The 25575-nt window shown below is 72.5% G+C and carries 27 protein-coding genes; 15 read left to right on the top strand and 12 right to left on the bottom strand.

The annotated features are described in order from the left end of the window. Position 1: 1 nt before the first annotated feature. Positions 2-412: a hypothetical protein gene (locus ABD126_RS07120; protein ID WP_343932831.1), complete on the top strand. Its 411-nt coding sequence runs from the start codon at positions 2-4 to the stop codon at positions 410-412. A gap of 97 nt (positions 413-509) precedes the next feature. Here the strand turns inward: ABD126_RS07120 and ABD126_RS07115 are convergent, their stop codons facing one another. Beyond that, positions 510-2012 (bottom strand): glutamate-cysteine ligase family protein, encoded by a 1503-nt coding sequence (locus ABD126_RS07115; RefSeq protein ID WP_343932830.1) that lies wholly within the window; start codon positions 2010-2012, stop codon positions 510-512. A 205-nt stretch (positions 2013-2217) separates the two neighbouring features. Between ABD126_RS07115 and ABD126_RS07110 the strand changes: the two genes are divergently transcribed. Further along, positions 2218-2994 carry a TrmH family RNA methyltransferase gene (locus ABD126_RS07110; protein WP_343932829.1) on the top strand — a complete coding sequence of 259 codons (777 nt, stop codon included), beginning with the start codon at positions 2218-2220 and terminating at the stop codon, positions 2992-2994. A 46-nt stretch (positions 2995-3040) separates the two neighbouring features. Next, positions 3041-3640, top strand: a complete 600-nt coding sequence (locus tag ABD126_RS07105) for a DUF2537 domain-containing protein (RefSeq protein WP_343932828.1) — start codon at positions 3041-3043, stop codon at positions 3638-3640. A gap of 306 nt (positions 3641-3946) precedes the next feature. Here ABD126_RS07105 and ABD126_RS07100 read toward each other — a convergent pair whose 3' ends face one another. Both ABD126_RS07100 and ABD126_RS07095 read right to left on the bottom strand, forming a co-directional pair. Continuing rightward, positions 3947-5791 (bottom strand): ABC transporter ATP-binding protein, encoded by a 1845-nt coding sequence (locus tag ABD126_RS07100; protein ID WP_343932827.1) that lies wholly within the window; start codon positions 5789-5791, stop codon positions 3947-3949. After that, positions 5788-7527 carry an ABC transporter ATP-binding protein gene (locus ABD126_RS07095; RefSeq protein WP_343932826.1) on the bottom strand — a complete coding sequence of 580 codons (1740 nt, stop codon included), beginning with the start codon at positions 7525-7527 and terminating at the stop codon, positions 5788-5790. Before ABD126_RS07095 ends, ABD126_RS07100 begins: the two co-directional genes overlap by 4 nt. Positions 7528-7691: 164 nt before the next feature. On the opposite strand from ABD126_RS07095, the gene ABD126_RS07090 reads away from it, so the two are divergent. Beyond that, positions 7692-7919: a hypothetical protein gene (locus ABD126_RS07090; RefSeq protein WP_343932825.1), complete on the top strand. Its 228-nt coding sequence runs from the start codon at positions 7692-7694 to the stop codon at positions 7917-7919. A 17-nt stretch (positions 7920-7936) separates the two neighbouring features. On the opposite strand, the gene ABD126_RS07085 is transcribed toward ABD126_RS07090, so the two are convergent. The 5 genes from ABD126_RS07085 to ABD126_RS07065 all read right to left on the bottom strand — a co-directional run bounded on the left by ABD126_RS07085 (position 7937) and on the right by ABD126_RS07065 (position 12583). Next, positions 7937-8359, bottom strand: coding sequence for a hypothetical protein (locus ABD126_RS07085; protein WP_343932824.1), 423 nt, complete (start codon positions 8357-8359; stop codon positions 7937-7939). Continuing rightward, on the bottom strand, positions 8352-8726 hold the full coding sequence (locus tag ABD126_RS07080) for a hypothetical protein (RefSeq protein ID WP_343932823.1): 375 nt from the start codon (positions 8724-8726) through the stop codon (positions 8352-8354). The genes ABD126_RS07085 and ABD126_RS07080 overlap by 8 nt, the downstream gene beginning before the upstream one ends. A 191-nt stretch (positions 8727-8917) precedes the next feature. Then, positions 8918-9799, bottom strand: coding sequence for a septation protein SepH (gene sepH / locus ABD126_RS07075; protein ID WP_343932822.1), 882 nt, complete (start codon positions 9797-9799; stop codon positions 8918-8920). A gap of 370 nt (positions 9800-10169) precedes the next feature. Beyond that, a complete protein-coding gene (serC, locus tag ABD126_RS07070; protein ID WP_343932821.1) occupies positions 10170-11303 on the bottom strand; it encodes a phosphoserine transaminase in 1134 nt (377 codons plus the stop codon). 164 nt (positions 11304-11467) lie between these two features. Then, complete coding sequence (locus tag ABD126_RS07065; RefSeq protein WP_343932820.1) at positions 11468-12583, bottom strand: citrate synthase 2; 1116 nt, start codon at positions 12581-12583, stop codon at positions 11468-11470. A gap of 184 nt (positions 12584-12767) precedes the next feature. On the opposite strand from ABD126_RS07065, the gene ABD126_RS07060 reads away from it, so the two are divergent. The 7 genes from ABD126_RS07060 to pdxH all read left to right on the top strand — a co-directional run bounded on the left by ABD126_RS07060 (position 12768) and on the right by pdxH (position 17964). Continuing rightward, positions 12768-13070 (top strand): urease subunit gamma, encoded by a 303-nt coding sequence (locus tag ABD126_RS07060; RefSeq protein ID WP_343932819.1) that lies wholly within the window; start codon positions 12768-12770, stop codon positions 13068-13070. A gap of 11 nt (positions 13071-13081) precedes the next feature. Then, the gene (locus ABD126_RS07055) at positions 13082-13393 is read left to right on the top strand and encodes an urease subunit beta (RefSeq protein ID WP_343932818.1); all 312 of its coding nucleotides are present in this window, start codon (positions 13082-13084) and stop codon (positions 13391-13393) included. Next, positions 13390-15087, top strand: a complete 1698-nt coding sequence (locus ABD126_RS07050; RefSeq protein WP_343932817.1) for an urease subunit alpha — start codon at positions 13390-13392, stop codon at positions 15085-15087. The genes ABD126_RS07055 and ABD126_RS07050 overlap by 4 nt, the downstream gene beginning before the upstream one ends. Next, on the top strand, positions 15087-15737 hold the full coding sequence (locus ABD126_RS07045; RefSeq protein WP_343932816.1) for an urease accessory protein UreF: 651 nt from the start codon (positions 15087-15089) through the stop codon (positions 15735-15737). Before ABD126_RS07050 ends, ABD126_RS07045 begins: the two co-directional genes overlap by 1 nt. Beyond that, positions 15727-16419, top strand: coding sequence for an urease accessory protein UreG (ureG, locus tag ABD126_RS07040; protein ID WP_343932815.1), 693 nt, complete (start codon positions 15727-15729; stop codon positions 16417-16419). The genes ABD126_RS07045 and ureG overlap by 11 nt, the downstream gene beginning before the upstream one ends. Next, entirely contained in the window at positions 16416-17165 is a 750-nt protein-coding gene (locus ABD126_RS07035; protein WP_343932814.1) for an urease accessory protein UreD, read from the top strand. The genes ureG and ABD126_RS07035 overlap by 4 nt, the downstream gene beginning before the upstream one ends. 142 nt (positions 17166-17307) lie before the next feature. After that, positions 17308-17964, top strand: a complete 657-nt coding sequence (gene pdxH, locus ABD126_RS07030; RefSeq protein WP_343932813.1) for a pyridoxamine 5'-phosphate oxidase — start codon at positions 17308-17310, stop codon at positions 17962-17964. Here pdxH and ABD126_RS07025 read toward each other — a convergent pair. Next, the gene (locus ABD126_RS07025) at positions 17961-18101 is read right to left on the bottom strand and encodes a hypothetical protein (RefSeq protein WP_343932812.1); all 141 of its coding nucleotides are present in this window, start codon (positions 18099-18101) and stop codon (positions 17961-17963) included. The genes pdxH and ABD126_RS07025 overlap by 4 nt on opposite strands. A gap of 4 nt (positions 18102-18105) precedes the next feature. Then, positions 18106-20127 (bottom strand): ATP-binding protein, encoded by a 2022-nt coding sequence (locus ABD126_RS07020; RefSeq protein ID WP_343932811.1) that lies wholly within the window; start codon positions 20125-20127, stop codon positions 18106-18108. Between the two features lie 105 nt (positions 20128-20232). On the opposite strand from ABD126_RS07020, the gene ABD126_RS07015 reads away from it, so the two are divergent. The 3 genes from ABD126_RS07015 (at position 20233) to ABD126_RS07005 (ending at position 23208) form a co-directional block, all read left to right on the top strand. After that, the gene (locus ABD126_RS07015) at positions 20233-21498 is read left to right on the top strand and encodes an MFS transporter (protein ID WP_425542754.1); all 1266 of its coding nucleotides are present in this window, start codon (positions 20233-20235) and stop codon (positions 21496-21498) included. 36 nt (positions 21499-21534) lie between these two features. Further along, positions 21535-21753, top strand: coding sequence for a hypothetical protein (locus tag ABD126_RS07010; protein WP_343932810.1), 219 nt, complete (start codon positions 21535-21537; stop codon positions 21751-21753). A gap of 72 nt (positions 21754-21825) precedes the next feature. Then, positions 21826-23208, top strand: a complete 1383-nt coding sequence (locus ABD126_RS07005; protein WP_343932809.1) for an APC family permease — start codon at positions 21826-21828, stop codon at positions 23206-23208. A gap of 48 nt (positions 23209-23256) precedes the next feature. On the opposite strand, the gene ABD126_RS07000 is transcribed toward ABD126_RS07005, so the two are convergent. Together ABD126_RS07000 and ABD126_RS06995 are read right to left on the bottom strand one after the other, a co-directional pair. Beyond that, positions 23257-24078 carry an MBL fold metallo-hydrolase gene (locus ABD126_RS07000; RefSeq protein WP_343932808.1) on the bottom strand — a complete coding sequence of 274 codons (822 nt, stop codon included), beginning with the start codon at positions 24076-24078 and terminating at the stop codon, positions 23257-23259. Then, the gene (locus tag ABD126_RS06995; protein WP_343932807.1) at positions 24075-24632 is read right to left on the bottom strand and encodes a TetR/AcrR family transcriptional regulator; all 558 of its coding nucleotides are present in this window, start codon (positions 24630-24632) and stop codon (positions 24075-24077) included. The genes ABD126_RS07000 and ABD126_RS06995 overlap by 4 nt, the downstream gene beginning before the upstream one ends. Positions 24633-24688: 56 nt before the next feature. Here ABD126_RS06995 and ABD126_RS06990 point away from each other — a divergent pair, with 56 nt between their 5' ends. Then, positions 24689-25561, top strand: a complete 873-nt coding sequence (locus ABD126_RS06990; protein WP_343932806.1) for an aldose 1-epimerase family protein — start codon at positions 24689-24691, stop codon at positions 25559-25561. The last annotated feature ends 14 nt before the right edge of the window (positions 25562-25575 follow it).

Raw genomic sequence — 25575 nt, 5'->3', positions numbered from 1 at the left:
CATGGGCACGGAGGACGACTGGCCGATCGAACAGACGTGGTCGCTGCGCAACACCCACTGGCACGCCTACGTCGAGCACACCTCCCTCGACCACGCCTCACCACGCCAGGACCGCCTGGAACGGACCCCGGAAGAGGTCCTGACCACGCCCACCGAGGTGGCCGCGTGGCTGGAGGTCAACCTCCGCAGCGCCACCAAGCCCGAGGAGGCCGGGAAGAAGCGCACGAAGGACGAGCGCGACTTCTCCGACTCGAACCGGGTGCACACCTCGCTGGCGTCGCGGGGCGAGTCGATCTACACCGGCGTGAAGGGCATGCTGACGCTCGCGGTGGAGGCCGTCACGCCCGACGAGTGCCGCAGCTCCCACGACGGCGCGGACGTGGCCCCGCTGAAGGCCGGCCGCCGCCGCTGACCGGGCGGCTCGCCGCTTCGAGGAGACCGGCCGCCCGGTTTGCCGCTGTCGGCCCGTTCGAGACGGCGGGCCGTCGGTGCCGGCCGTCGCCGGAGGGCTACAACCCCACCGGCCAGGTGTGCACGGGATCCCCGTGGTGCATCAGCTCCACGTACCGGGCCAGCATGGCGCTCAACGCCACCTCCCGCTCCACCCCGCGCTCCTCCAGCAACGCGACCGTGTCCCGCTGCCACGTGGACCCGGTCCGCCGCGACAGGCACCGCGCCTCGATCACCCCGAGGTACCGCTCGCGCGCCTCGTCGGACACCCCGCACGCCGCCAACCCCTCGTGCGCCAACGGCAGCAGCCGCCGCAGCACCAGCTCGTCCGGCGGCACCCACCCGATCCCCGGCCAGTACAGGTGCGCGCCCATCCCGTGCCGCGACCCGGCGTACAGGTTCTCCTCGGCCGCGTCGAACGACATCTGCGTCCACAAGGGACGGTCCAGCGTCGTCAAAGCCCGCTGCGCGCCGTAGAAGAACGCCGCGTTCGCCATCGTGTCCAGCACCGTCGGCCCGGCCGGCAGCACCCGGTTCTCCACCCGCAGGTGCGGCACGCCGTCCACCACGTCGTACACCGGCCGGTTCCAGCGCCACACGGTTCCGTTGTGCAGCCTCAGTTCCGTCAGCGACGGCGTCCCGCCCGCGCCCAGCACGTCCAACGGGTCCTCGTCGCCGGTCTCCGGCAGCAGCGCCGGGAAGTACCGCACGTTCTCCTCGAACAGGTCGAAGATCGACGTGATCCACCGCTCCCCGAACCACACCCGGGGCCGCACGCCCTGGTTCTTCAGCTCGACCGGCCGCGTGTCGGTCGCCTGGAGGAACAACGGGATGCGCGTCTCGTGCCACAGCGCCCGCCCCAGCAGGAACGGCGAGTTCGCCGCGATCGCCACCTGCACGCCCGCCAGCGCCTGGGCCGCGTTCCAGTGGGCGGCGAAGTCGTCCGGCGCCACCTGCAAGTGCAGCTGCACGGACGTGCACGCCGCCTCGGGCAGGATGGACTCCGCGTAGCTCAACAACTTCTCCGGCGCGGCGCTCCCCGGCATCGGGGTGCCCTCCATGTTCAGCACCATCTCTTCGCCGCGCGCGGCGAAGATCTGGTCGTTGAGCAGCGCGTAGCGCGGGCTGTCGGACAGCCAGCGGCGGTCGAAGTGCTCATGCCGCAACGTGGGCAGCACGCCGATCATCACCAGGGACGTGCCCGCGTCGTGGGCCTTGTCGTCGGCGCACGCCAGCGTCTGCTTCAGCTCGCGCTCCAGGTCCAGCGTCTCGTCACCGGCCAGTTCGCGCGGCGGGACGTTGACCTCCAGGTTGTGCTGCCCCAGTTCCAGGGTGAACGACGGGTCGTCGATCTTCTCCAGGACCTCGGCGTTGGCCATCGCGGGGCGGCCCGAGTCGTCCACGAGGTTGAGCTCTATCTCCAGGCCCATCTGCTGGCGCGGGAAGGAGAAGCTGTCCTCCGCCAACATGGTCCCCAGCGCGTCCAAGCACCGCTGCACCCGCTCGCGGTAGCGCTGGCGGTCCTCCCTGGTGAACGTCCGACTGGACACATTGCTACCCATGCCGCCTCCCAATCGGTCGGGCTGCTCCGGCGGGCTCAGCGGAGGTCAACCGTGACACGGCTGCCCTGTGCCCGCCAGCGTCCAAATCGGTGCTCTCTGTCACATGCAGGTAACAATCAGCGAGAAAACGCTGGTCCAGCGCTTGCGGTTCGACCCGTTGGACTACGAGCGGTGTTCACATGCCGGGAAGTGGGACACTGCCCGGGTGATCGAGATCGACGATCCGGCGGACCCCCGACTGGACGATTTCCGCGACCTCTCGACGGCCGACCGCAGGCCCGACCGACCCGGTGGCCGGGGGCTGGTCATCGCCGAGGGCGTGGTGGTCGTCGAACGGCTGCTCGCCTCGCCGTACCCGGTGCGCGCGCTGCTCGGCGTGCGCCGCCGGGTGGAGGCGCTGGGCGAGTTGCCCGCGCCGGCGTACGTGACGACGCCCGAGGTCATGGCCGAGGTCGTGGGGTTCCACCTGAACCGGGGCGTCCTGGCGGCGGCCGACCGCGCGCCGCAGCCCGCCGTCGAGGACCTGGCCCGGCGCTCCACCCGCCTGGCCGTGCTGGAAGGCGTGGGCGACCACGAGAACCTCGGTTCCCTGTTCCGCAACGCCGCCGCGCTGGGCGTCGACGGCGTGCTGCTCGGCCCCGGGTGCAGCGACCCGCTCTACCGGCGCAGCGTCCGCGTCTCGATGGGGCACGTGCTGCGCGTCCCGTTCGCCACGGTGCCCGATCTCGGACGCGGGTTGGACGTGTTGCGCCACAACGGCTTCCGCGTCGCCGCCCTCACCCCGCGCGCGTCGGCGGTCAACCTCCAGGACGCCGGGCTGCGCGGGCAGCGGGTCGCCGTCATGCTGGGGTCGGAGGGCCACGGCCTGACCGAGGAGGCGATCACCGCCGCCGACCTGGCCGTCCGCATCCCGATGGCCTCGGGCGTCGACTCGCTCAACGTCGCCACGGCCGCCGCGATCGCCTTCTACGCGATCGCCTGACCGACTACGTTCACCCTGGAGCACCCCGTCGCCGAGGAGGACATTCGTGGAACTGCGGGTCCGGGGCGGCCGTGCCGTGCTGGCGGGCCGCGACGACGCGGGCGAGCACGAGGTGGACCCGCACACGCTGCCGCTGGGCGCGGGACTCGCCGACGCGCTGCACGAGTGGGCCAAGGTCGCCGAAGCGGTGCTGCGCACCGACCCGCCCGCGAACGGCGCGGCGGGGGCGCTGGTCACCCGGCGCGGGAGGCAGTTGGCGGGACGGCTGGCCGCGGACATGGGCACGCCCGTCGCGTACACCGACCCGGTGACCGGCGAGCAGGTCGTCGTGGAAGCGCCCCCGGTGGAACGGCTGCCCCCGGTCGAGCCGGAGCCGGAGCCCCGGGAGGAGCGGCCTCCCTGGGGCACCGGCTTGACCGTGAGCGTGTTCACCGCGGCCGTGGTGACGTTCATGGTCGTCACCCTGTCGTTGGGGCTCGGTGAGACCAGCCCTTGGCTGGCGCTGCTGGCGAACGTGCTGGTCGTGGGTGGTATCGCCCCTTCCGTCTGGCTCGCGCGCAAGGTGCTGGTGTGGCGGTGGGTCGCTTACGGCGTCGTCGCCGGCGTGCTTCTCGCTTGGTTCGCCTTGATCACCACCTTGCTTTAGGCGCTTCGCTCTTCTTGGTGCGCTTCGCGCCTGGAACGCGCTGGCGCGCTCTCAAGATCAAAAGCGGGCTGGGGAGGCCTCCAGTGGGGGGAGGGCCTGCGTGTTCCCCACCGCATGACCTGGCGGAGCCGACCACAGATTGCCGGGGTCGGTCGAAAAACTTTGCTCGTTCCTCGCAAACTTTTTGGCCCGACCCCGGCAATCTGTGGTAGCCCTTCGGGCAGGTCATACGGTGGGGAACACGGAGGCCCCTTGTGGCTGGGAGCCCAGCCCGCCGCTGCGCGGCTTGGAGCAGGCGCGGCCTGTCTAAGCCAGTGAGTCCCGCCAGGCGGTGTGCAGGGCCGCGAACCGGCCGCGGTCGTCGATCAGCTCTTCGGGTGAGCCGTCCTCCACGACTTGGCCGCCGTCGAGCACCAGCACGCGGTCCGCGATCATGACCGTGGACAGGCGGTGCGCGATGATGAACGCCGTCCGGTCCGCCAACACCGTCTCCAGCGCGTGTTGGACCAGCCGCTCGGTCGGCACGTCCAAGCTCGACGTGGCCTCGTCCAAGACCAGCACCGCCGGGTCGGCCAGGAACGCCCGCGCGAACGCCACGAGCTGCCGCTGCCCGGCCGACAGCCGCCCGCCGCGCTTGCGCACGTCCGTGTCGTACCCGTCGGGCAGCGCCGAGATGAACTCGTGCGCCCCGACCGCGCGGGCCGCCGACACGACCTCCTCGCGCGTCGCCGACGGCCGGCCCAGGCTGATGTTGTCCGCGACCGACCCGTCGAACAGGAAGTTCTCCTGGGTCACCATCACCACCGCGCGCCGCAGGTCGGTGTCCGCGACCTCGCGCAGGTCGATGCCGTCCAGCCGCACCGCGCCCGCGGACGGGTCGTAGAACCGCGCCACCAGCTTGGCCAGCGTCGACTTGCCCGCGCCGGTCGCGCCCACCAGCGCCACGGTCTGCCCGGCCGGCACGTGCAGGTCGAACGCCGGCAGCACGACCGGCGTCTCCGGCGTGTACCGGAACTCCACCCCGTCGAACGCGACCTGCCCGCGCACGTCCCGCAGCGGGGCCGGGTCCTCCGGTTCCGGCACGGTCGGCCGCTCCTCCAGCACGCCGGAGATCTTCTCCAGCGCGGCGGTCGCCGAGGCGTAGGAGTTGGCGAACATGGCGATCTCGTCGAACGGGTCGTAGAACCGCCGCACGTACAGCGTGAACGCGGCCAGCACACCCAGCTCCAGCTCGCCCTGCGCCACCCGCCACGCGCCCCAGGCGAGGATCACGGCCAGCGACACGTTGCCGATCACCCGGACCAGCGAGGTGAACACCGCCACCACGCTGAACGCCTCGGTGTTGGCGTCGCGGAACCGGTCGTTGACCTCGCCCATGATGTGCTCGTTGCGCTTCTCGCGGCGGAACGCCTGCACCGCGCGGATGCCGTTCATGGTCTCCACGAACTGCACGATGATCTTGGCGATGGCCCCGCGGGTGCCGCGGTAGGCGCGGGCCGACCGGCGGCGGAACCAGCGGATGAGCAGCAGCAGCGGCACGAACCCGAACAGCACGACCGAGGCCAGCGGCGGGTCCAGGGTGAGCATCACGATCGAGATGCCGACCACGGACAGCATGGACGTGAAGAACCCGTCCAGGCCGTGTTCGAGCAGGTCCTGCAACGAGTCGACGTCACTGGTCAGCCGCGAGACCACCTTGCCGGAGGTGTAGCGCTCGTGGAAGGACACCGACAGCCGCTGCGCGTGCCGGAAGATGCGCTCCCGCAGGTCCAGCAGCAGGTCCTGGCCGATCCGGCCGGTCAGCCGGACGAACGACCAGCGCAGCAGCGTCGCCGAGAACGCCACGCCGACGTACCCGCCGACGCACCACGCCAACACCTCCGGACGTCCGTCCAGCGCGGCCGGCACACCCCTGTCGATGGCGGCGGCGATCAGCAGCGGCCCGGCCAGGGTGACCAGGTTCTCCAGCACCACGATCGCCAGCGCCAGCACGGCCGCCCGCGCGTGCGGGCGCAGCAGCGAGCCCAGCAGCCGGCGCGACCGGGCCTGCAGCTTCACGCCGGTCGCGTGGTCCAGTTCCTCGACGTCCTCGGCGGCGACGCCCCGCCACCTCTCCTCGCCCTGCTCCGGCGCCTGCTCGACGGTGGTCACGCCGCCACCTCTTCGTCTTCCAAAGTGGACAGGAGGTAGCGGTACTCCTCGTTGTCCGCCAACAGTTCCCGGTGCGTGCCGACCGCGGCGATCCGCCCGTCCACGAGCATCGCCACCCGGTCGGCCAGCTGCACGGTGCTGGGCCGGTGCGCGACCACCAGCGCGGTCACGCCCTTGAGCACGCGGTGCAGCGCGGCCTCCACCTCGGCCTCGGTGTGCACGTCCAACGCGGACAGCGGGTCGTCCAGCACCAGCACCGCGGGGTGCCCGACGACCGCGCGCGCCAGCGCCAGCCGCTGCCGCTGACCGCCGGACAGCGACAGGCCCTGCTCGCCGATCCGGGTGTCCAGGCCCCACGGCAGGGCGTCGACGAACTCCTCGGCCCGCGCGACCCGCAGCGCCTCCCGGACCCGCGCCTCGTCCGCGCCGACCCCGCCGACCCCGCCGAGCGCGACGTTCTCGGTGACGCTCGCGGAGAACAGGATCGGCTCCTCGAACGCGGTGCCGACGACCCGGCGCAGCTCCGCCAGGTCCAGGTCGCGCACGTCCACGCCGTCGATGGTGACCCGGCCGCGCGTCACGTCGGCCAGGCGCGGCACCAGGGCGGTGACCGTGGTCTTGCCCGATCCGGTGGCGCCCACCAGCGCGAGGGTCTCGCCCGGCCGGATGTCCAGGTCGACGCCGCGCAGCACCTCGCGGTCGCCCTCGCCGTGGGCGAAGTGCACGCCCTCGAACCGGACGTGCCCCTTGACCCGCGCCGGGAGCTTCTTCGGGGTGGCGGGGGAGGTGATGGCGACCGGGGCGTCCATGACCTCGAAGTACCGCTCGGACGCGGCGGCGGTCTGGTTCGTCTCGGCCAACAACCACCCGATCGAGTCGATCGGCCAGCGCAGGTAGGCGCTCACCGTGACGGCGGCGACGAGCGTGCCCGCGGTGACCGTGCCGTCGGCGATGCCGACCGCGCCGAACGCGAGCTGCCCCGCGATGGCCAGCTCGGGCAGCACGATCAGCACCGCCCACAGCAGCGCGAACACGCGGACCTTGGCCAGTTCGGTGTCCCGCAGCTCGCGCGCCTGGCGCAGGAACCGCCGGGTCAGGTGCGGCCCGCGGCCGAACGCCTTGAGCACCCTGACGCCCAGCACGGACTCCTCGACCACGGTGGTCAGGTCGCCCGCCTGGTCCTGCGCCCGCCGCGCGACGACCTTGAACCTGGACTCGAACAGGTAGGACAGCAGGATCAGCGGCAGCGTGCAGGCCAGCACGATCCCGCCCAGGACGGGCGACAGCCAGAACAGGATGCCCAGGCCGGTCAGCACGACCAGCGTGTTGACCACGAGGAACGTGCAGACGAACGCCACGAACCGGCGCACGGTGGTGAGGTCGGTGGTGGCGCGGGAGAGCAGCTGGCCGGACTGGAACCGGTCGTGGAACGACACCGGCAGCCGCTGGAGGTGGTCGTACATCGCGACCCGCATGCGGGCCTCGACGTCGGACGCGGGCCGCGCGATGAACTTGCGGCGCGCGTAGAACAGGGCCGCCTCGCCGATGCCGAGCAGCAGCACCAGGCCGACCATGGCCGGCAGGGCCCCCAGGTCGCGGGCGGCGATCGGGCCGTCCACGATGCGTTGGGTGATGAGCGGGATGCCGAGGCCGCAGAGCATGGCCAGCAGCGCCGCGGTCATGCTCAGCAGCATCTGGGTGCGCACGGGCCGGAAGTACGGCCACAGCCTGCGCACGGTCGAGAACGTGGTGGGTCGCGGGTGGTCGGGTGGCGAAGTCGCGGACTCGGTCACTTCGGTGGTCCCCCTCAGGCTCACTGCCACGGTACGAAGGTCACCCCCCGTAAGCATCCGGTTTTCCCGCTGTCGAACATGCGAGCTCTAGCCAGGTGGAGGTCAAGATGGACGTGCGCTACCTGCGCACCGAGCCGACCATGGCGTTCCCGCGCGGTCGCTTGCTGGCGGTCCAGGCCGGCCGGCTCCACGTGCTGGCCCCCGACGGGTGGGACGTCATCGGCGGTCGGGCCGAACGCGCGCACCCGGTGTCACGGGAGGACGCGGAGGACTGGTGCGAGCGCGAGGGCTGGGACCCGGCCCTGCTGGACGCCGTGCCCCACCCGGAGCACTGACCGAGGCGGTGGCGTGACTACCTGTCCCGGCGCAGCATGGCGGGGGCGGTGAGCAGGCCGGCCAGCCCGTAGCTGACGCCCGCGAGCAGGGTGAGCACCGTCCAGCGGTCGCCGAGCCACGAGAACCGCTCCTGCACCTTGAAGAAGTGCGCGAGCCCGAGCAGGACCGGCCCGATCAGCACCACCGGCCACACCGGGCGCACCTTGAGCAGCCACAGCACCGGCCCCGCGAGCAGGGCGCTGAACAGCAGCGCGACCGGCAGCCCGATCACGACGAGCAGCAGGAACTCGCTCAGCGAGGTCTCGTTGACCACCCGGTCGAGCACGCCGGACCGGTACGCCTGAATCCAGGCGATCAGCAGCACCGCCCCGACCGCCCCGGACACGACGACGCGCAGCAGCACCCGGAAGGCGAAGCCACCGGTCGTCGTCTCAGCCACGGCCGGCAGTCTGCCCCACGCGGTGGCGGGCTGTCACCGGTGCGGCCAGCGCGAACCCCAGCGCGCCCGCCAGCACGCCGCCGGCCGGCACGGACACCCACACGGTGGTCAGCGTGAGGACGGCGGCGAAGAACATCCCGACGGCGGCCATCCCCAGCGCCCGCTCGACCCCGGCCAACCGGAGCACGGCCCACGCGACGAGCACCCCGGCCACCAGCGTGATCGGGATGCTGAACAGCCCCATCGCGAGGCAGTTCCAGTTCTCCTTGGAGCACACGGCGCCGGCCGCGATCATCTCCCGCACACCCCACCAGGCAGCACCGAGCCCGGCGCCCAGAACGGCGCCGATCAGCATTCGTGCCAGCATGTCCGGAGGGTTACCCGATCTCCGGCCGAAGAACCGTGATCCGCCCGACGGCCCGTCGTCAAGCTCCGGCCGGCGGCGCGGCAGCGGCCCTCGACGGCCGCCCCGACCAGCGGGAACAGCGGCCCGGCCGGCCATCACCCCACGCGAAAGGGCCCCCGCGCGCGGCGGAGGCCCTTTCGTCGTCCAGCGGATCAGCCCCGGTTGGAGCGGACGCCCAGCAGGACGTCCTCCCACGACGGCACGATCGGGTGGTTCTTCTTGCCGCGCTTGGGCGGCTGCGGGTCCTTCTTCGCCGCGGCCGGCGCGGGGGCCGGCGTGGGCTGCGGCGCGGGGGGCTCCTCGACGACCACCGGCTCCGGCTCGGGTTCCGGCGCGGGCGGCGGGGTCGGGAGGGGCTCCTCGCGGACCAGGATCTCCGGCTCCGCCGGCTTCTCCAGCTCCAGGGCCTGGCGGGCCAGCTGGGTCACCGGGCGGACCGTGCGCAGCGTGCGGTTCGGGTTGGGGTCCATCAGCTCGACGGCCGCGTCGTCCAGCGCGGTCACCGTGCCGCCGTGCGCGCCCGGGTGGAACGCCCAGTGCGCCCGGTTGTCGGACCGGCCCGCCGTCCAGTGCAGCTGCACGACCCAGCGGCCGTCCTCACCGCGCCACGAGTCCCAGCTCACGTCGGTGTAGTCCTGGCCGCGCAGGCCGAACGAGTGCGCGACGACCTCGCCGAGCGTCTGCACGTCCGGCCCGTCCTCGCGCACCGGGTGCGCCCGCTGCGCCAGCTCCGCGGTCCGGGACCGCTCCAGCAGCACGGGGTAGGCGAACCGCTCGACCCGGTGGGTCGGGATGCCCGCCGCCGCGGCGACCTGGTCGATCGACTCGCCGGCGCGGATGCGCGCCTGGATCTCGCGCGGGCGCATCTGGCTCTCCACCTCGATCTCGATCTGGCCGAGTCGGGTGAGGTCGCCCCGCGCCGCCGCGCGCAGCCGTTCGTCGGCGGGCAGCACGAAGCGCTCGCCGCGTTCCGGGTCTTCGAGGATGACGGATTTGCCGTCCTCTTCGAGCCCGATGACCCGCAGCGCTCGCATCATGGCCTCCCGTGTGACTTCACCTCGCCAGGTGCCGACGTTAATCCGGCGCGCCTCCTTGACGGGGGAGGCTCGCCGCGTTCACCGATATCTTCATGTGATCTTGCCGTATGTCGCTGTGATCCGCACGTCCGTTACCGGAAGGTTCACCTCGACGCACAAACCGCCGCCGCTCGCGCGATACACGCGCGCACATTTCCCGAATGGGCCAATGCGATCGAACGCACGATCGAATAGCCCGGTCCCGCGCCGCCGCCGCGAGCCGGCCTGCTCGGCGGGGTGGTGGCGGTCGGGGCCGTCGCCCGCGAAACGCGTGCGGGGACCCGACCGGCATTGCGCCGGAGGGGTCCCCGCACCCGCGAACCGGGGGTCAGAGCTGGGACACGACCCAGTCGACGGCCTTGGTCAGCGTCGTCACGTCGGCCGGCTCGATCGCCGGGAACATCGCGACGCGCAGCTGGTTGCGGCCGAGCTTGCGGTACGGCTCGACGTCCACGATGCCGTTGGCGCGCAGCACCTTCGCCACCGCGGAGGCGTCCACCGAGTCGTCGAAGTCGATCGTGCCGACGACCTGCGAGCGGTACGCCGGGTCGGCCACGTACGGCGTCGTGTACGAGGTCGCCTCGGCCCACGAGTACAGCCGCGACGACGAGTCCGCGGTGCGCTCCACGGCCCAGGACAGGCCGCCGTTGCCCAGGATCCACTCGATCTGGTCGTTGAGCAGGAACAGCGTGGCCAGCGACGGCGTGTTGTAGGTCTGGTCCTTGGTGGAGTTGTCCAGCGCCGTGGTCAGCGACAGGAACTCCGGCACCCACCGGCCGCTCGCGCCGATCTCCGCGACCCGCTCCAGCGCGGCCGGGGACATGAGCGCGATCCACAGGCCGCCGTCGGAGGCGAAGCACTTCTGCGGCGCGAAGTAGTAGACGTCGAAGTCCTCGGCGTTCACCGGCAGGCCGCCCGCGCCGGAGGTGGCGTCGATGGCGACCAGCGCGCCGTCGGACCCGGCGGGCCGCGACACGGGCACCGCGACACCGGTGGACGTCTCGTTGTGCGCCCAGCCGACCAGGTCCGCGCCCTCGGCGTAGGCGATCTCCGGCGCGGAGCCCGGGTCGGCCTTGACCACGATCGAGTCGCCGAGGAACGGCGCGTCGGAGGTGACCTTGGCGAACTTCGACGAGAACTCGCCGTAGGTGAAGTGCTGCGCCCGCTCGCGGACCAGGCCGAACGCCGCGGCGTCCCAGAACGCGGTGGTGCCGCCGTTGCCCAGGACGACCTCGTAGCCCTCCGGCAGCGAGAACAGCTCGCGCAGACCGGACCGCACGGAGCCGACCAGGGACTTCACCGGCTTCTGCCGGTGGGAGGTGCCCATCAGGGCCGCGCCCTCGGTGGCCAGGGCCTGGAGGGCCTCGGGCCGGACCTTGGACGGTCCGCAGCCGAACCGGCCGTCGGACGGCCGCAGGTCGGAGGGCAGGACCAAGGTGGTCGGATCGGCGGTCTGGGTCATAGCGAAGCCTCCGGTCACGGGGGAGGTGTTGGACAGCCTGACCGGCGCCGTTGCCGGGGCCACCAGTGTTGCAGCCGCGTGGCCGAACGGTGACAACCGGGTGTCGCTGCTCACGTTGGGCCGGACCGCCGAGCCGGCCGGTCCGGCCCAACGCGAGCACGCGATCAGGCGATCTCTTCCCAGCCCTCGACCTCGGACGGCTTGCGCGGACCCGGGCCCACGTACGTCGCGGACGGGCGGACGAGTCGGCCGGTGCGCTTCTGCTCCAGGATGTGCGCCGACCAGCCCGCCGTCCGGGCGCAGGTGAACATCGCGGGCATCATGTGCGGCGGGACCTGGGCGAAGTCCAGGATCACGGCCGCCCAGAACTCGACGTTGGTCTCGATCGCCCGGTCCGGGCGGCGTTCGCGCAGTTCGGCCAGGGCCGCCTGTTCCAGGGCCGCCGCGACCTCGTAGCGCTCCGCGCCCAACTCCCGGCACGTCCGCCGCAGCACCCGCGCCCGCGGGTCCTCCGCCCGGTAGACCCGGTGGCCGAAGCCCATCAGGCGCTCGCCGCGGTCGAGGATGCCCTTCACGAAGCCGCGCGCGTCGCCGGTGCGCTCGACCTCCTCGATCATCGGCAGCACCCGCGCCGGGGCGCCGCCGTGCAGCGGGCCGGACATCGCGCCGATCGCGCCGGACATGGCCGCCGCCACGTCCGCGCCGGTCGAGGCGATGACGCGGGCGGTGAAGGTGGAGGCGTTCAGGCCGTGCTCGGCGGCGGACACCCAGTACGCGTCCAGCGCCTTCACGTGCGCCGGGTCCGGCTCGCCGCGCCAGCGGGTCAGGAAGCGCTCGGTGATGGTCTTGCACTCGTCGATGCGCTTCTGCGGCACGGCGGGCCGGCCGATGCCGCGCGCCGACTGCGCCGCGTACGACAGCGCCATCACCGAGGCGCGCGCGAGCTGCGCGCGGGCGTCCTCGTCGTCGATGTCCAGCAGCGGCTGGTAACCCCATATCGGCGCGACCATCGCCAACGCCGCCTGCACGTCCACCCGCACGTCACCGGTGTGCACGGGGATCGGGAACGGCTCGGCGGGCGGCAGGCCCGGCCCGAAGCGGCCGTCGACCAGCAGGGCCCACACGTTGCCGAAGGTCACCTTCCCGGCCAGGTCCTCGATGTCCACCCCGCGGTAGCGCAGCGCGCCACCGTCGCGATCCGGCTCGGCGATCTCGGTGCGGAAGGCGACGACGCCCTCCAGGCCCGGCCGGAATCCGTCCTGCTCGGTTTGCTGCACCACGCTGTGCGCTCCTTGTCCGCGAGGTTCAAGAGTTGGGAAAACCTTGCTCCCCTCGACACGACGTGGCAACGACGCTTTTCCGTGTCGTCGGTCACGATTCAGGAACCGATTCAGAAGGAGATCAACTGTTAAGTGCTTGTTTCCACCAGGCGGTATCGCGGTTTCGTCTGGTAGACCTCACGGGATGCACCTCACGCCCCACGAGCGGGAGAAACTGCTGGTCCACGTGGCGGCCGACGTCGCGCGACGCCGGCTGGAGCGCGGAGTCGTGCTGAACTACCCCGAAGCCGTGGCGTTGATCACCGACCACGTCCTGGAGGGCGCGCGGGACGGCCGCACGGTCAGCGAGCTGATGGACAGCGGCCGGCACGTCCTCACCCGCGCCCAGGTGCTGCCCGGCGTGCCCGAGATGGTCGAGTCCGTGCAGGTGGAGGCCACCTTCCCGGACGGCACGAAGTTGGTGACCGTGCACCACCCGATCGTGTGAAGGAGTCGCGCGTGCGCCCTGGCGAGATCATCACCGGCGCCGACCCGGTCGTGCTGAACCCCGGCCGCCCGCGCACCACGCTGGTCGTGGTCAACACCGCGGACCGGCCGGTGCAGGTCGGCTCGCACTACCACTTCGCCGCGGTCAACCCGGGCCTGGAGTTCGACCGCGAGGCGGCGTGGGGCAAGCGGCTGGACGTGCCGGCGGGCACGGCGGTGCGGTTCGAACCGGGCGTGGAGCGCGAGGTGGTGCTGGTGCCGCTGGCCGGCGCGCGCCGGGTGCCGGGCCTGCGCCCCGAGTGGGCGGGGGACCTGGACCGGTGACGGAGATCAGCCGCGAGCGCTACGCCGAGCTGTTCGGCCCCACGACCGGCGACCGCATCCGGCTCGCCGACACCGACCTGACCATCGAGGTCACCGAGGACCGCAGCCGCGGCCCGCACGCCGGCGACGAGGTGATCTTCGGCGGCGGCAAGGTCATCCGCGAGTCCATGGGGCAGGGCACGGCCACCCGCGCCGAGGGCGCCCCCGACCTGGTCATCACCGGCGCGGTGGTCCTCGACCACTGGGGCGTGGTCAAGGCGGACGTCGGCGTGCGCGACGGCCGGATCGTCGGCATCGGCAAGGCCGGCAACCCCGACGTGATGGACGGCGTGGACCCGGCGCTGGTCATCGGCCCGGCCACCGAGGTCGTCGCGGGCAACGGGAAGGTCCTCACCGCCGGCGGCATCGACTGCCACGTCCACTTCATCTGCCCGCAGATCGTGGACGAGGCCCTCGCCTCCGGCCTGACCACGCTCATCGGCGGCGGCACCGGCCCGGCGGAGGGCACCAAGGCCACCACGGTCACGCCCGGCGCGTGGAACCTGGGCCGCATGCTCGCCGCGATGGACCACATGCCGGTGAACGTCCTGTTGCTGGGCAAGGGGAACACCGTCCGCGACGACGCCCTGCGCGAGCAGCTGCACGCCGGCGCGGGCGGGTTCAAGCTGCACGAGGACTGGGGCACCACGCCCGCCGCCATCGACACCGCCCTGCGCATCGCCGACGAGTCGGGCGTGCAGGTCGCCATCCACACGGACACGTTGAACGAAGCCGGGTTCGTCGAGTCCACACTGGACGCCATCGGCGGCCGGTCGATCAACGCCTACCACTCCGAGGGCGCGGGCGGCGGCCACGCGCCGGACATCATCCGCGTGGTGTCCGAGCCGAACGTGCTGCCCTCCTCCACCAACCCGACCCGCCCGCACACCGTCAACACCCTCGAAGAGCACCTGGACATGCTGGTGGTCTGCCACCACCTCAACCCGTCCGTGCCCGAGGACCTCGCCTTCGCGGAGAGCCGCATCCGGCCGACCACCATCGCCGCCGAGGACCTGCTGCACGACCTCGGCGCGATCTCGATGATCAGCTCCGACTCCCAAGCCATGGGCCGGGTCGGCGAGGTCGTCATCCGCACGTGGCAGACCGCGCACGTCATGCACGGCCGGCGCGGCGAACTGCCCGACAACCTGCGCGCCCGCCGGTACGTCGCCAAGTACACGATCAACCCCGCCATCGCGCACGGCATCGACCACGAGGTCGGCTCGGTCGAGGTCGGCAAGCTCGCGGACCTCGTGCTGTGGGAGCCGAAGTTCTTCGGCGTCCGGCCGTCGGTGGTGCTCAAGGGCGGGTTCATCGCGTGGGCCGCGATGGGCGACGCGAACGCGTCCATCCCCACGCCGCAACCGGTGCTGGCCCGGCCGATGTTCGGCGCGTACGCGGGCGCGCGCACCAGCGTGCACTTCGTGTCGCAGGAGGCCGTGGACCGCGACCTGGCCGACCTGCTGCGCCTGTCCCGCTCGTTGGTCCCGGTGCGCAACACGCGCAGGGTCGGCAAGAAGGACATGGTGCTCAACGACGCCATGCCCGATGTCCGCGTGGACCCGGACAGCTTCGCCGTGCACGTGGACGGCGAGCTGGTCGAACCGCACCCGGTGGCGGAGCTGCCGATGGCCCAGCGCTACTTCCTGTTCTGATGGACCTCGCGGCGCTGATGCTCGCGGACTCCCGCTTCCCGGGCGGGGGTCACGTCCACTCCGGCGGGCTGGAGGAGGCGGTCGCGCGCGGGCTGGTCACCGATCTCCCCTCCCTCGAAAGGTTCCTGGTCGGTCGCCTGCGCACGGCGGGCTTGCTCAACGCCGTCTTCGCCGCCGCCGCGACCCGGGGCCGCTACGCCGAGCTGGACGTGGAGCTGGACGCCCGCACCCCGTCCCCCGCGCAGCGCAAGGCCTCCCGCGTGCAGGGCCGCGGCATCGCCCGTGCCGCGAGGAAGGCCTGGCCCTCGGACCGGCTGGCCGACCTCCTCGACACCACTCCCGAACCGCACCACCCGATCATCGTCGGCACGCTGGTCCACGACCCGCGCGCCGCCGCCCAGGTCGTGGCCTACCACGCCGTCACCGGCCCGGCCACGGGCGCGATCCGGTTGCTGGGCCTGGACCCGTTCGGCGTCAACGCGATCATCGCGCACCTGGCAGCGGACCTCGAAGACGTTGCGGCGCAAGCGGAGGAGCACGCCGACACCGACCCCGCCGACCTGCCCGCGCCCAGCGCCCCCGGCCTGGACCTGCTGGCCGAGGCCCACGACCGCCACCACAGGGAAGAGGTGCGTCTCTTTGTCAGCTGATCACGTCCACCCGGTCAACCTCGACCCCACCGACCCCGGCCACGACCACCACGCCGACGACCACCACCACGGCGCGATCCGGATCGGCATCGGCGGACCGGTCGGCAGCGGCAAGACCGCGCTCACCGCCGCCCTGTGCCGGGCGCTGGGCGGCAGCGTGGACCTCGCCGTCGTCACCAACGACATCTACACCACCGAGGACGCGGACTTCCTGCGCCGGACCGGCGTGCTGGACGTGGACCGCATCGAGGCCGTGCAGACCGGCGCGTGCCCGCACACCGCGATCCGCGACGACATCACCGCCAACCTGGACGCCGTGGAACGGCTGGAGCACCGGTTCCCCGGCCTGGAGCTGGTGCTGATCGAGAGCGGCGGCGACAACCTGACCGCCGTGTTCAGCCGGGGCCTGGTGGAGCGGCAGATCTTCGTGGTGGACGTGGCCGGCGGTGACAAGGTGCCGCGCAAGGGCGGTCCGGGCGTCACCACGGCCGACCTGCTGGTGATCAACAAGACCGACCTCGCGCCGATGGTCGGGGCCGACCTCGACGTGATGGCGGTCGACGCCCACCGGATGCGCGGTGCACTGCCCGTGATCAGCCAATCCCTGGTGGAAACACCGGACGCGCCCGCCGTCGCGGAATGGGTGCGCGCCCAACTCAGCGCACTCACGACCGTCGCGTGAAAGCGCGGGCATTCCTTTCCGCCGAACTGGTGGACGGGCGAACGGTGGTGCGCGAAATGAGATCCGCGGCTCCGTTGCGCCTCGTTCCGCGCCGCGACGGCGTGGTCCACCTGGTGAGTTCGGTGACCGCGCCGCTGGGCGGGGACGACCTGGAACTCCACGTCCGCGTGGGCCCCGGCGCGCACCTGGAACTGCGGGGTGTCGCGGCGACGCTGGCCCTGCCCGGTCACCGGCCGGGTGGCAGCCGCGCGGTGGTCCGGGTGGAGGTCGCCGCCGGCGGCAGCCTGGACTACGCGCCCGAGCCGACCGTGGTCACGCGGCGGGCGTGCCACGAAGCGGTGTTCCGCGCCGACCTTGCGCCCGACGCCCGGTTGCGCTTCCGGGAGGTGCTCGTCCTCGGACGGGTGGGCGAACCGCCGGGCACGCTGGTCAGCACGCTGGACGTGCGCCGGGACGGGCCGCTGCTGCGCCAGACCACCCGCGTCGGCGACCCGGCGACCGACGGCAGCCCCGCCGGGCTCGCGGGGATGCGGGTGCTCGGCACCGAAGTGCTGTGCTGGGGCGAGGACGTCACCGCGCCCGTGTCACACGACTGGTGGTCCCTCGTTCCGCTGGCGCGCGGCGGCAGCCTGGCGACCGCGCTGGCACCCGACGCGGTGACGGCGGAACGCGCGCTGGCGGAGGCCAGGCGCGAACATCCCGGATCGAGTGACCATCTGACTCGATCTCGAACTCGATTCCGTTAGGTGCTTCACACGCATAGTCACGGTGCCGGTGGTACTCATCACCACCCAGGCGGTTTCGCGCACGGCCGGAAACCCGTACGGTCGCTGGATCGCCGGGTGCCACAAGTGCCTTGCCAGGAAAAACCTGCTCGGGAGGTTCGGGATGTCGGAGACGACGAACATCGCGTTGCCGTCGATGCGCGTGTCTTACGAACAGGGATCGCTCACGGAGAGCGACTTGCTGCCCACCTGGCACGAGCAGTTGCAACTGTGGCTGGACCAGGCCGCCGGCGCCGGCCTGCCCGAGCCGAACGCGATGGTCCTCGCCACCGCCGACCCCGAGGGCCGCCCGTCGTCCCGCACGGTGCTCGCCAAGGGCCTCGACGCCCGCGGGCTGGTGTTCTTCACCAACTACACCTCCACCAAGAGCCACGACCTCATGGCCACCCGGTACGCGTCCGCCACCTTCCCGTGGTTCGCGATGCAGCGGCAGGCCCACGTGCGCGGCACGGTCGAGAAGGTCGGCCCCGAGGAGACCGCCCGCTACTGGGAGAGCCGCCCGCGCGGCTCGCAGCTGGGCGCGTGGGCGTCGCCCCAGTCCCGCGTGGTGTCCGGCCGCTCCACTTTGGAGAGTGCGCTGAACAAGATCGAGCGCCAGTTCGCCGACGCCGACCGCGTCCCGGTCCCGCCGCACTGGGGCGGCTGGCGCATCCGGCCCGAGGAAGTCGAGTTCTGGCAGGGCCGCCGCGACCGCATGCACGACCGCCTGCGCTTCCGCCTCGGCCGCGACGGCTGGGAACTCCAGCGGGTCGCCCCCTAACGCTTCAGCGGGACCACGTGCCCCCGGTCCGCCACCACGGTGTGCGGCGGGGACGCGAGGGTCCGCGCCTCGTCGTCGGCCGGCACGGGCCACCCCGCCGCCGGCCGCTTCTCGTCCGCGACAACCAGCGGGCGCACCCGATCAGCCAAGGAGCCGCCGGACCCGCTCGGCGTCGGCGGCCCGGTGCTGCTCCCGGTACAGCCGCAACGCCTCGCCCCACGCGGCCCGCGCCTCGTCGTGCGCGCCGAGCGCGGTCAGCGGGTGGCCCATGCCGGCGAGGGTGTCGGCGGCCTTGTACGGGTTGGCCTCGAACAGGACGAGCGCTGCGCGGTAGTGCTCGACGGACTCCCGGTGCCGGCCGGTGCGGTGGTCGATGAGGCCGAGGCTGTCCAGGGTGGCGGCCTCGCCGGTCCGGTCGCCGTTCGCCCGGTGCAGCGCCAGGGCTTCGACGCAGTACCGCCGCGCCAGGTCGTGGTCGCCCGCCGCCGAGCAGTACCAGCCGGCCGTGTTGAGCGCGGCGGCCGTCCACACCGGGTGGTCGCCCGCTCGGTGCAGGTCCAGGGCGCGGGTCGCGTGCCGGCACGCCCGGTCGGCGTCGCCCCGCTGCCCCCACGCGAACGCGAGCCACTGGTGGGTGTGCGCCTCGGACTCGCGGTCGCCCGCCGACAGCGCCAGCGACGACCGCAGGTGCCGCACCGCCTCGGCGTGCCGGCCGAGCTGGGTGCACACGTGGCCGAGGGCGCGGTGGGCGAGGGCGTGCAGCACCGGGTCGTCGAGGTGGGGCGCGGCCTCCAGCGCGGCCCGCCACGCGTCCAGCCGCTGCGTGCGCAGCCCGCGCCGGGTGACGAACGTGTCGGTGGACCAGGCCAACCCCAGCACGGTCCGGTGCAGGCCCAGCGCGGCGGCGGTGCGCCGGGCGGCGGCCAGGGCGGGCAGTTCCGCCGCGAACCACGCCAGCGCGGCCGGTTCGTCCGGTGGCCGGTGCGGTGCCGCGCTCGGCGGGTCCAGCGGGACGTGCCGGCGGTGGGGGTGCAGGACGCGGTCGGCCGCGTAGGCGGTGTGCAGGAGGAAGTCGACCACGCGGCGCAGCGCGGCGTCCCGGTCGGCCGGGTCGAGGTCGCGCCGGGCGCGGTCGGCGGCGAACCGGCGGACCAGGTCGTGCAGCCGGTAGCGGCCGTCGAACCCGACCAGCGACACGTCCGCCAGCCGCCGCAGCACCGCCCGCGCCCGCGCCACCGGCAGACCGGTCATCGCGGCGGCCGTGAGCGGGCCCGCGTCCGGGCCGGGGGCGAGGCCCAGCAAGCCGAACACCCGCGCCGCCGCCGGGTCCAGCGCCCGGTAGGCCGAGCTGAACACGGCGGGCAGGCTCGCCGCCGGGTCGCCGTCGTCCAGCGCGTCGAGCCGGTCCTCGCGCAGTTCCCCGACCAGGGTGGCGAGCGGCACGGCGGGGTGGGCCTGCGCGCGGCCAGCCGCGATGCCCAGCGCCAGCGGGAACCCGCCGCACAGCGCCACGAGGTCGTCCGCGTCGCCGCCGGCGGTGCGGTCCGGGCCGAGCCGGGCGGTGAGCAGGGCGCGGGCCTCGTCGTCGGCGAGCACGTCCAGCGCGACCGGCCGCGCGCCGTGCCCGGTGACCAACCCGGACAGCGTCGACCGGCTGGTGACCAGGACCTTGCCGGTGGACGTGCCCGGCAGCAGCGGCGCGACCTGGGCGGTGTCGGCGGCGTCGTCCAGCACGACCAGCAGCCGCCGGCCCGCGACCAGGCTGCGGAACAGGGCGGACCGGGCCGGCACGTCCGCCGGCACGCGGTCCGGCGGGACGCCGAGCGCGCCGAGGAACCCGCCCAGCACCGCGGCGGGCGGCAGGGCGTCGGGGCCCGCTCCGCGCAGGTCGGCGTGCAGGTGGCCGTCGGGGAACTCGTCCGCGTGGTCGTGGGCCCACCGGAGTGCGAGCCAGGTCTTGCCGATGCCGCCGGTGCCGTGGACGGCCGTGATGGCGCCCGTGCCGAGCGCGGCGAGTTCGGCGGCTCGTCCGGTGAACGGGGTGGGCGCGGGCGGCAGTTGGCGCGGCGCCGGCACCGACGGCTGGGCCGGGTGCAGGTGCAGGTCGCCGTGGATGGCACCGGCCTGGACGACGGTGTCGGCCGTGTGCACGTGGTTGTGCATGCCCCTGGATGGTCCTCCGGCCGGCGGGCGGGCGGGATCGTCCGGATGGTGGGCCGTGGTCCACGTCTCGGTAAACAAGTTGTTAGTTGTCGTACGCTAACGAGAGTGAGGAAGCTGCTGGGGAAGGTCGCCATCGACACCCGACCGCTCAAGGTCGTGGCGTACCGGCGGCTGTGGCTCTCGACCGTCGTGACCGCCGTGGGCAGCCAGCTGACCGCGGTGGCCGTGCCCAAGCAGGTCTACGACATCACCGGCTCGTCCGGCTGGGTGGGCGTGGCCGCCGGCGTGGCGCTGGTGCCGCTGCTGGTGTTCGGGCTCTGGGGCGGCGCGGTCGCGGACGTGGTCGACCGGCGCAAGCTGCTCGTGGTCACCAACGTCGGCATCGCCGTGACGTCGGTCCTGCTGTGGCTGCAAGCCGCCTTCGACATGCGCAGCGTGTGGCTGGTCATCGCCCTGCTCGGCCTGCAACAGGTGTTCTTCGCCGCCAACGCCCCGGCGCGCGCCGCGTCCGTCGCCCGGTTGGTGCCCGCCGACCAGGTGCCCGCGGCGGTAGCGCTCGGCTCCACCGTGATGACCTTCGGCGGCGTCTTCGGGCCGATGCTGGCCGGCGCGCTGATGCCGGTGATCGGCCTGCCCACGCTGTACCTGATCGACTCGGTGGCGCTGACGATCACGATCTGGGCGGTGTGGAAGCTGCCGCCGCTGCCCCCGCTGAACGGCGTGAGCCGCCGCGCCGGGCTCAAGGACGTGGTGGACGGGTTCCGCTACCTGGCCGTCCAGAAGATCCTGCTGGCCTCCTTCGTGCTGGACATCATCGCGATGGTCTTCGGCATGCCGCGCGCCCTGTTCCCGGAGATGGCCGAGGTGACCTTCGGCGACCCGCCCGGCGGCGGCCTCGCGCTGGGCTGGCTGTTCGCCTCGATCTCGCTGGGCGCGATGCTGTGCGGGCTGGTGTCGGGCTGGACCTCCCGCATCCACCGGCACGGCGTCGGCACGGCGGTGGCCGTCGTCGCCTGGGGCTTCGCGATGATCGGCTTCGGGTTCTCCAACGCGCTCTGGCTGGCCGTGGTGTTCCTGGCCATCGGCGGCGCGGCGGACATGATCAGCATGGTGTTCCGCAGCGCGATCCTCCAGTCCGCCGCCACCGACGAGATGCGCGGCCGGATGCAGGGCGTGTTCATCGTCGTGGTGGCGGGCGGGCCGCGGTTGGCCGACCTGGTGCACGGCACCGCGGGCGCGGCGGTCGGGCCCGGCGTCGCGACGGTGTTCGGCGGGGTTGCGGTCGTGGTGGCCACGGTGGTCGCGGTGCTGCTGATCCCGGCGGTGTGGCGCTACCGGTTCACCCCCGAACCCGCTCCCACGATCGGGTAATTGCCGCCCGCGGTCGCTTCCGCCATCCTCGGCCGGGTGCGAAGCGACGGGCGTGAGTGGCGGGTCGAGGCCGAAGGCGCGCGGCGGGCCGGGCTCGGCCTCGGGGTGACCCGGGGGACCGTGGAGATCTTCCTGCCGGGCGGCGGCGGCGCGGTGGCGCTGGACCTGCAACAGGCGGTCGCGTTCCGGGCGGCCCTGGACGAGGCGGTCGCGGTGGCCCGCATCGACGTCCGCGAAGGGCTTTCCCTGCTGTAGAACATCAAGCCTTGCCCAAGGTTCGGTGGTTCAACTATCCGGGCCAGGTGTGATCCGGCACACTCATCCGGCATGGCGGAAGCGACGAGCGCACCGGCGCAACCGGAACTGAAACGGGCCATCGGGCCCAGGCTGCTGCTGTTCTTCGTGGTCGGTGACATCCTCGGCACCGGCATCTACGCCCTCACCGGCAACGTCGCGGGCAAGATCGGCGGCGCGCTGTGGCTGCCGTTCCTGATCGCCTTCGCGGTGGCCTTCCTGACGGCGTTCAGCTACCTCGAACTGGTCGGCAAGTACCCGCGCGCGGCCGGCGCGGCGCTCTACACCAACCGGGCGTTCAAGATCCAGTTCCTGACGTTCATGGTGGCCTTCGCCGTCATGAGCTCCGGCATCACGTCGGCGTCGTCGGCCGCGCTCGCGTTCGGTCGCACCTACCTGCAGTCGGTGATCAAGGAGTTCTTCTCCGACACCTTCACCGTGTCGGCGACGCTGGTCGCCATCCTGTTCATCGTCGGCCTGGCCGCGGTCAACTTCCGGGGCGTGTCCGAGTCGGTCAAGGCCAACGTGGTCCTGACCTGCATCGAGCTGTCCGGTCTGGTCATCATCATCGCGATCGGCGTGTGGGCGGTGCTCGCGGGCGACGGCGACCCGGGCCGGCTGACCCAGGTGGACCCCGCGCCCGGCCAGTCGGCGCTGGTGGCGATCACGTCGGCGACCGCCCTGGCGTTCTTCGCGATGGTCGGCTTCGAGGACTCGGTCAACATGGCCGAGGAGTGCCGCGACCCGGTCCGGATCTTCCCGCGCGCGATGCTGTGGGGCATGGTCATCGCGGCCACGATCTACGTCCTGGTGGCCATCACGTCGTCGCTGCTGATCCCGGCGGGCGAGCTGTCCAAGGCGGGCAGTTCGGCGCTGTTGAAGGTCGTCCAGGTCGGCGCGCCGGGCTTCCCGCTGTGGGTGTTCTCGCTGATCGGCCTGTTCGCGGTCATCAACTCCGCCCTGATCAACATGCTGATGGCCAGCCGGCTGATCTACGGCATGGCCAACGAGCGGATCATCCCGAAGGTGTTCGGGACCGTGCACCCGTTCCGCCGCACGCCGTGGATCTCCATCGTGTTCACCAGCGGCGTGGCGATCATCCTGGTGTCCACGGCCGACATCGCGAAGCTCGGCGGCACCACGGCGTTGTTGCTGCTGGTCGTCTTCACCATCGTCAACATCGCGGTCCTGGTGCTGCGCAAGGAGGAGGTCGAGCACAAGCACTTCCGCGCCCCCACCTGGGTGCCGGTGCTGGGCGCGATCACGTGCGCCTACCTGGCCAGCCCGCTGTCCGGGCGGCCGGCGGACGACTACAAGATCGCCCTGTACCTGCTGGCCGCCGGGTTGGTGCTCTGGCTGATCAACCGGTTCGTGCACGGCAAGGTCGAGTTCGACGCGGAGAAGCTGTCGAAGTAGGCACCGCGGACGCCGCGCCGTCTTCTCCGGCGCGGCGTCCGCGACCCGTCAGACCGGCTGGAGTTGGTGGCGGCGCAGTTCGGTCAGGTCGTGGGCGTTGACGATGTCGATCCCGTGGGTCCGCTTGAGTTCGCGCAGGCGGTCCTGGTTGTGCAGGCGCAGTTCGCGGACCTGTTCCACCCGGTTCTGCATCATCGTCAGGGCGGGCGTGCAGTACGGGTCGTCGGTCAGCTCGCGGTGGTAGAAGTAGGCGTCGCCGGCGTGCAGCAACCAGCCGTCGTCCTTCTTCACCGCGACGCCCGTGTGGCCCCTGGTGTGGCCGAACAACGGGACCAGCAGGACGTCCTCGCGGAACTCCCGGACGCCGTCGAACCCGAACCACGCCTCGCCGCGAGGCTCGTGGGTGACCCACTTCGGGCCGTGCGACCACTGCTTGTCCGGGTACCGCACGGCGTCGTTGCCGCGCTTGTCCGGCTGGAGGGCGTTGGCCAACTCCTCTTGCAGGACATGGACTTCCGCGTGCGGGAAGTCGCGCAGGCCGCCGCCGTGGTCGAGGTCCAGGTGGGTCAGGACCACGTGGCGGACGTCGTCCGCGCGGAAGCCCAGCGCCTCGACCTGCCGGATGGCGGTCTCCCGCTCGTCCAGGACCGGCTGGGACATCCGGCGCCAGCCCCGGGACAGGGTCTCCTCGGGGCGCCGCACGTCGTCCACGCCGAGGCCGCTGTCCACCAGGACCAGGCCGTCGTGCTCGGTCTCCAGCAGCAGGCAGTGGCAGACCAGTTCGGCCCGGCGGAAGACGGATCCCCTGCCGTCGACCAGTTTCCCGCCGAACGGGCGCATGGTGCCGCAGTTGAGGTGGTGGACCTTCACTTGGTAGTCCTTCCCAGGAGGGCGGGCAGGCGGGCGCCCACGGCGCGGAGCGGGGTCGGGTCGCGGCGGGTCCGGGCCAGCAGGACCGCGCCCTCGATGGCGGCCAGCACGACCGCCGCCGCGTCCTCGTCGCCGTCCAGGTGGTCGGCGATGACCCGCTGCCACTGGTCGTAGGCGGAGACGCAGGCGGTGCGGATGGGTTCGCTCTCGGCGCTCGCGTCGAGGGCGACGGTCGCGACGGGGCAGCCCTCGCGGAAGTCGGTGCGTTCCAGGCGTTCGCCGAGCATGGTCAGGACCTTGTCCAGTGCCCGCACCGGGTCCGCGGTGGTCTCGAAGATCGCGCGGAGGGCGGTGCAGAGGTCGTCCGCGGCGAGGGCGACGGCCTCGACGGCCAACTGCTCCTTGCCGCCCGGGAAGTGGAAGTACAGGGAACCCTTCGGGGCCCCGCCCTCGGCCAGCACCTGGTTCAGGCCGGTGGCGTGGTAGCCCTGCGCGTGGAACAGGTCCGCGGCCGTGCGGACCATGCGCTGACGGGTGTCGGTGCGGCGTGCCATGCCGTGAACTATACAGACCGGTCTAGTTGTTTGGTCGTGGCCGCTAAGCTTGATCGATGCTGGAGATCGCCCACGGCGCGGCGCGCGCCGTCATCGACCCCGACGGTGCGGGGCTGAAGTCCTTCGACGTCGGCGGTGTGCCGTACGTCGAGACCTACGACGACGAACCGCCGATGGGCAGTGGCGCGGTGCTCGTGCCGTGGCCCAACCGCACGGCCGGCGGCCGGTGGACCCTCGACGGCGTCGAGCAGCGGCTGGAGATCACCGAGCCCGCGCGCGGCAACGCGATCCACGGGCTGGTGCGGCGGGCGGTGTGGACCGTCGTGGAGCACACCGGGTCGCTGATCTCGCTGGAGATCCCGGTCGCGGGCTTCGGCTGGCCGGTCGAACTGCGCACGACGATCTCCTACGCGCTGGACGACAACGGGCTGACCGTGTCGCACGGCGTGCAGAACGTCGGCGACGCCCGCACGCCCTTCGGCGTCGGCACCCACCCGTACCCGCGCGCGGGCCTGTCCCCGACCGACGAGTCCACGCTGTCCCTCGCGGCCACGACCGTGCTGCCGGTGGACCCCGACACCATGATCCCCAACGGTCCCGCCGAGCCGGTGTCCGGCGACCACGACTTCCGCGTGGCCCGGCTGCTCGCCGGGGTCGCGCTGGACACGGCCTTCGGCGGCTGCGAGCCGGTGGACGGGCTGGTGCGGCACGTCCTGCGCGGCCCCGGCGGCGGTGTGGAGATGTGGGCGGACCCGGACTTCAAGTGGGTGCAGGTCTACACGCCCGACAACTTCCCCGGTCGCGGCCGGGCGGTGGCGATCGAGCCCATGACGTGCCCGCCGGACGCGTTGAACTCGGGCGTGGACCTGCTCTGGCTGGAGCCGGGCGACTCGTGGGCCGGCCGGTGGGGTTTGCGTCCCCTGGCCTAGACCGTTAGCGTCGC

Origin of the sequence: Saccharothrix mutabilis subsp. mutabilis (assembly GCF_039521145.1) — a bacterium.
Taxonomy (GTDB): Bacteria; Actinomycetota; Actinomycetes; order Mycobacteriales; family Pseudonocardiaceae; genus Actinosynnema; species Actinosynnema mutabilis.
Note: the sequence above shows the minus strand (reverse complement) of the source record. Positions and strands in the feature narration are given on the sequence as shown.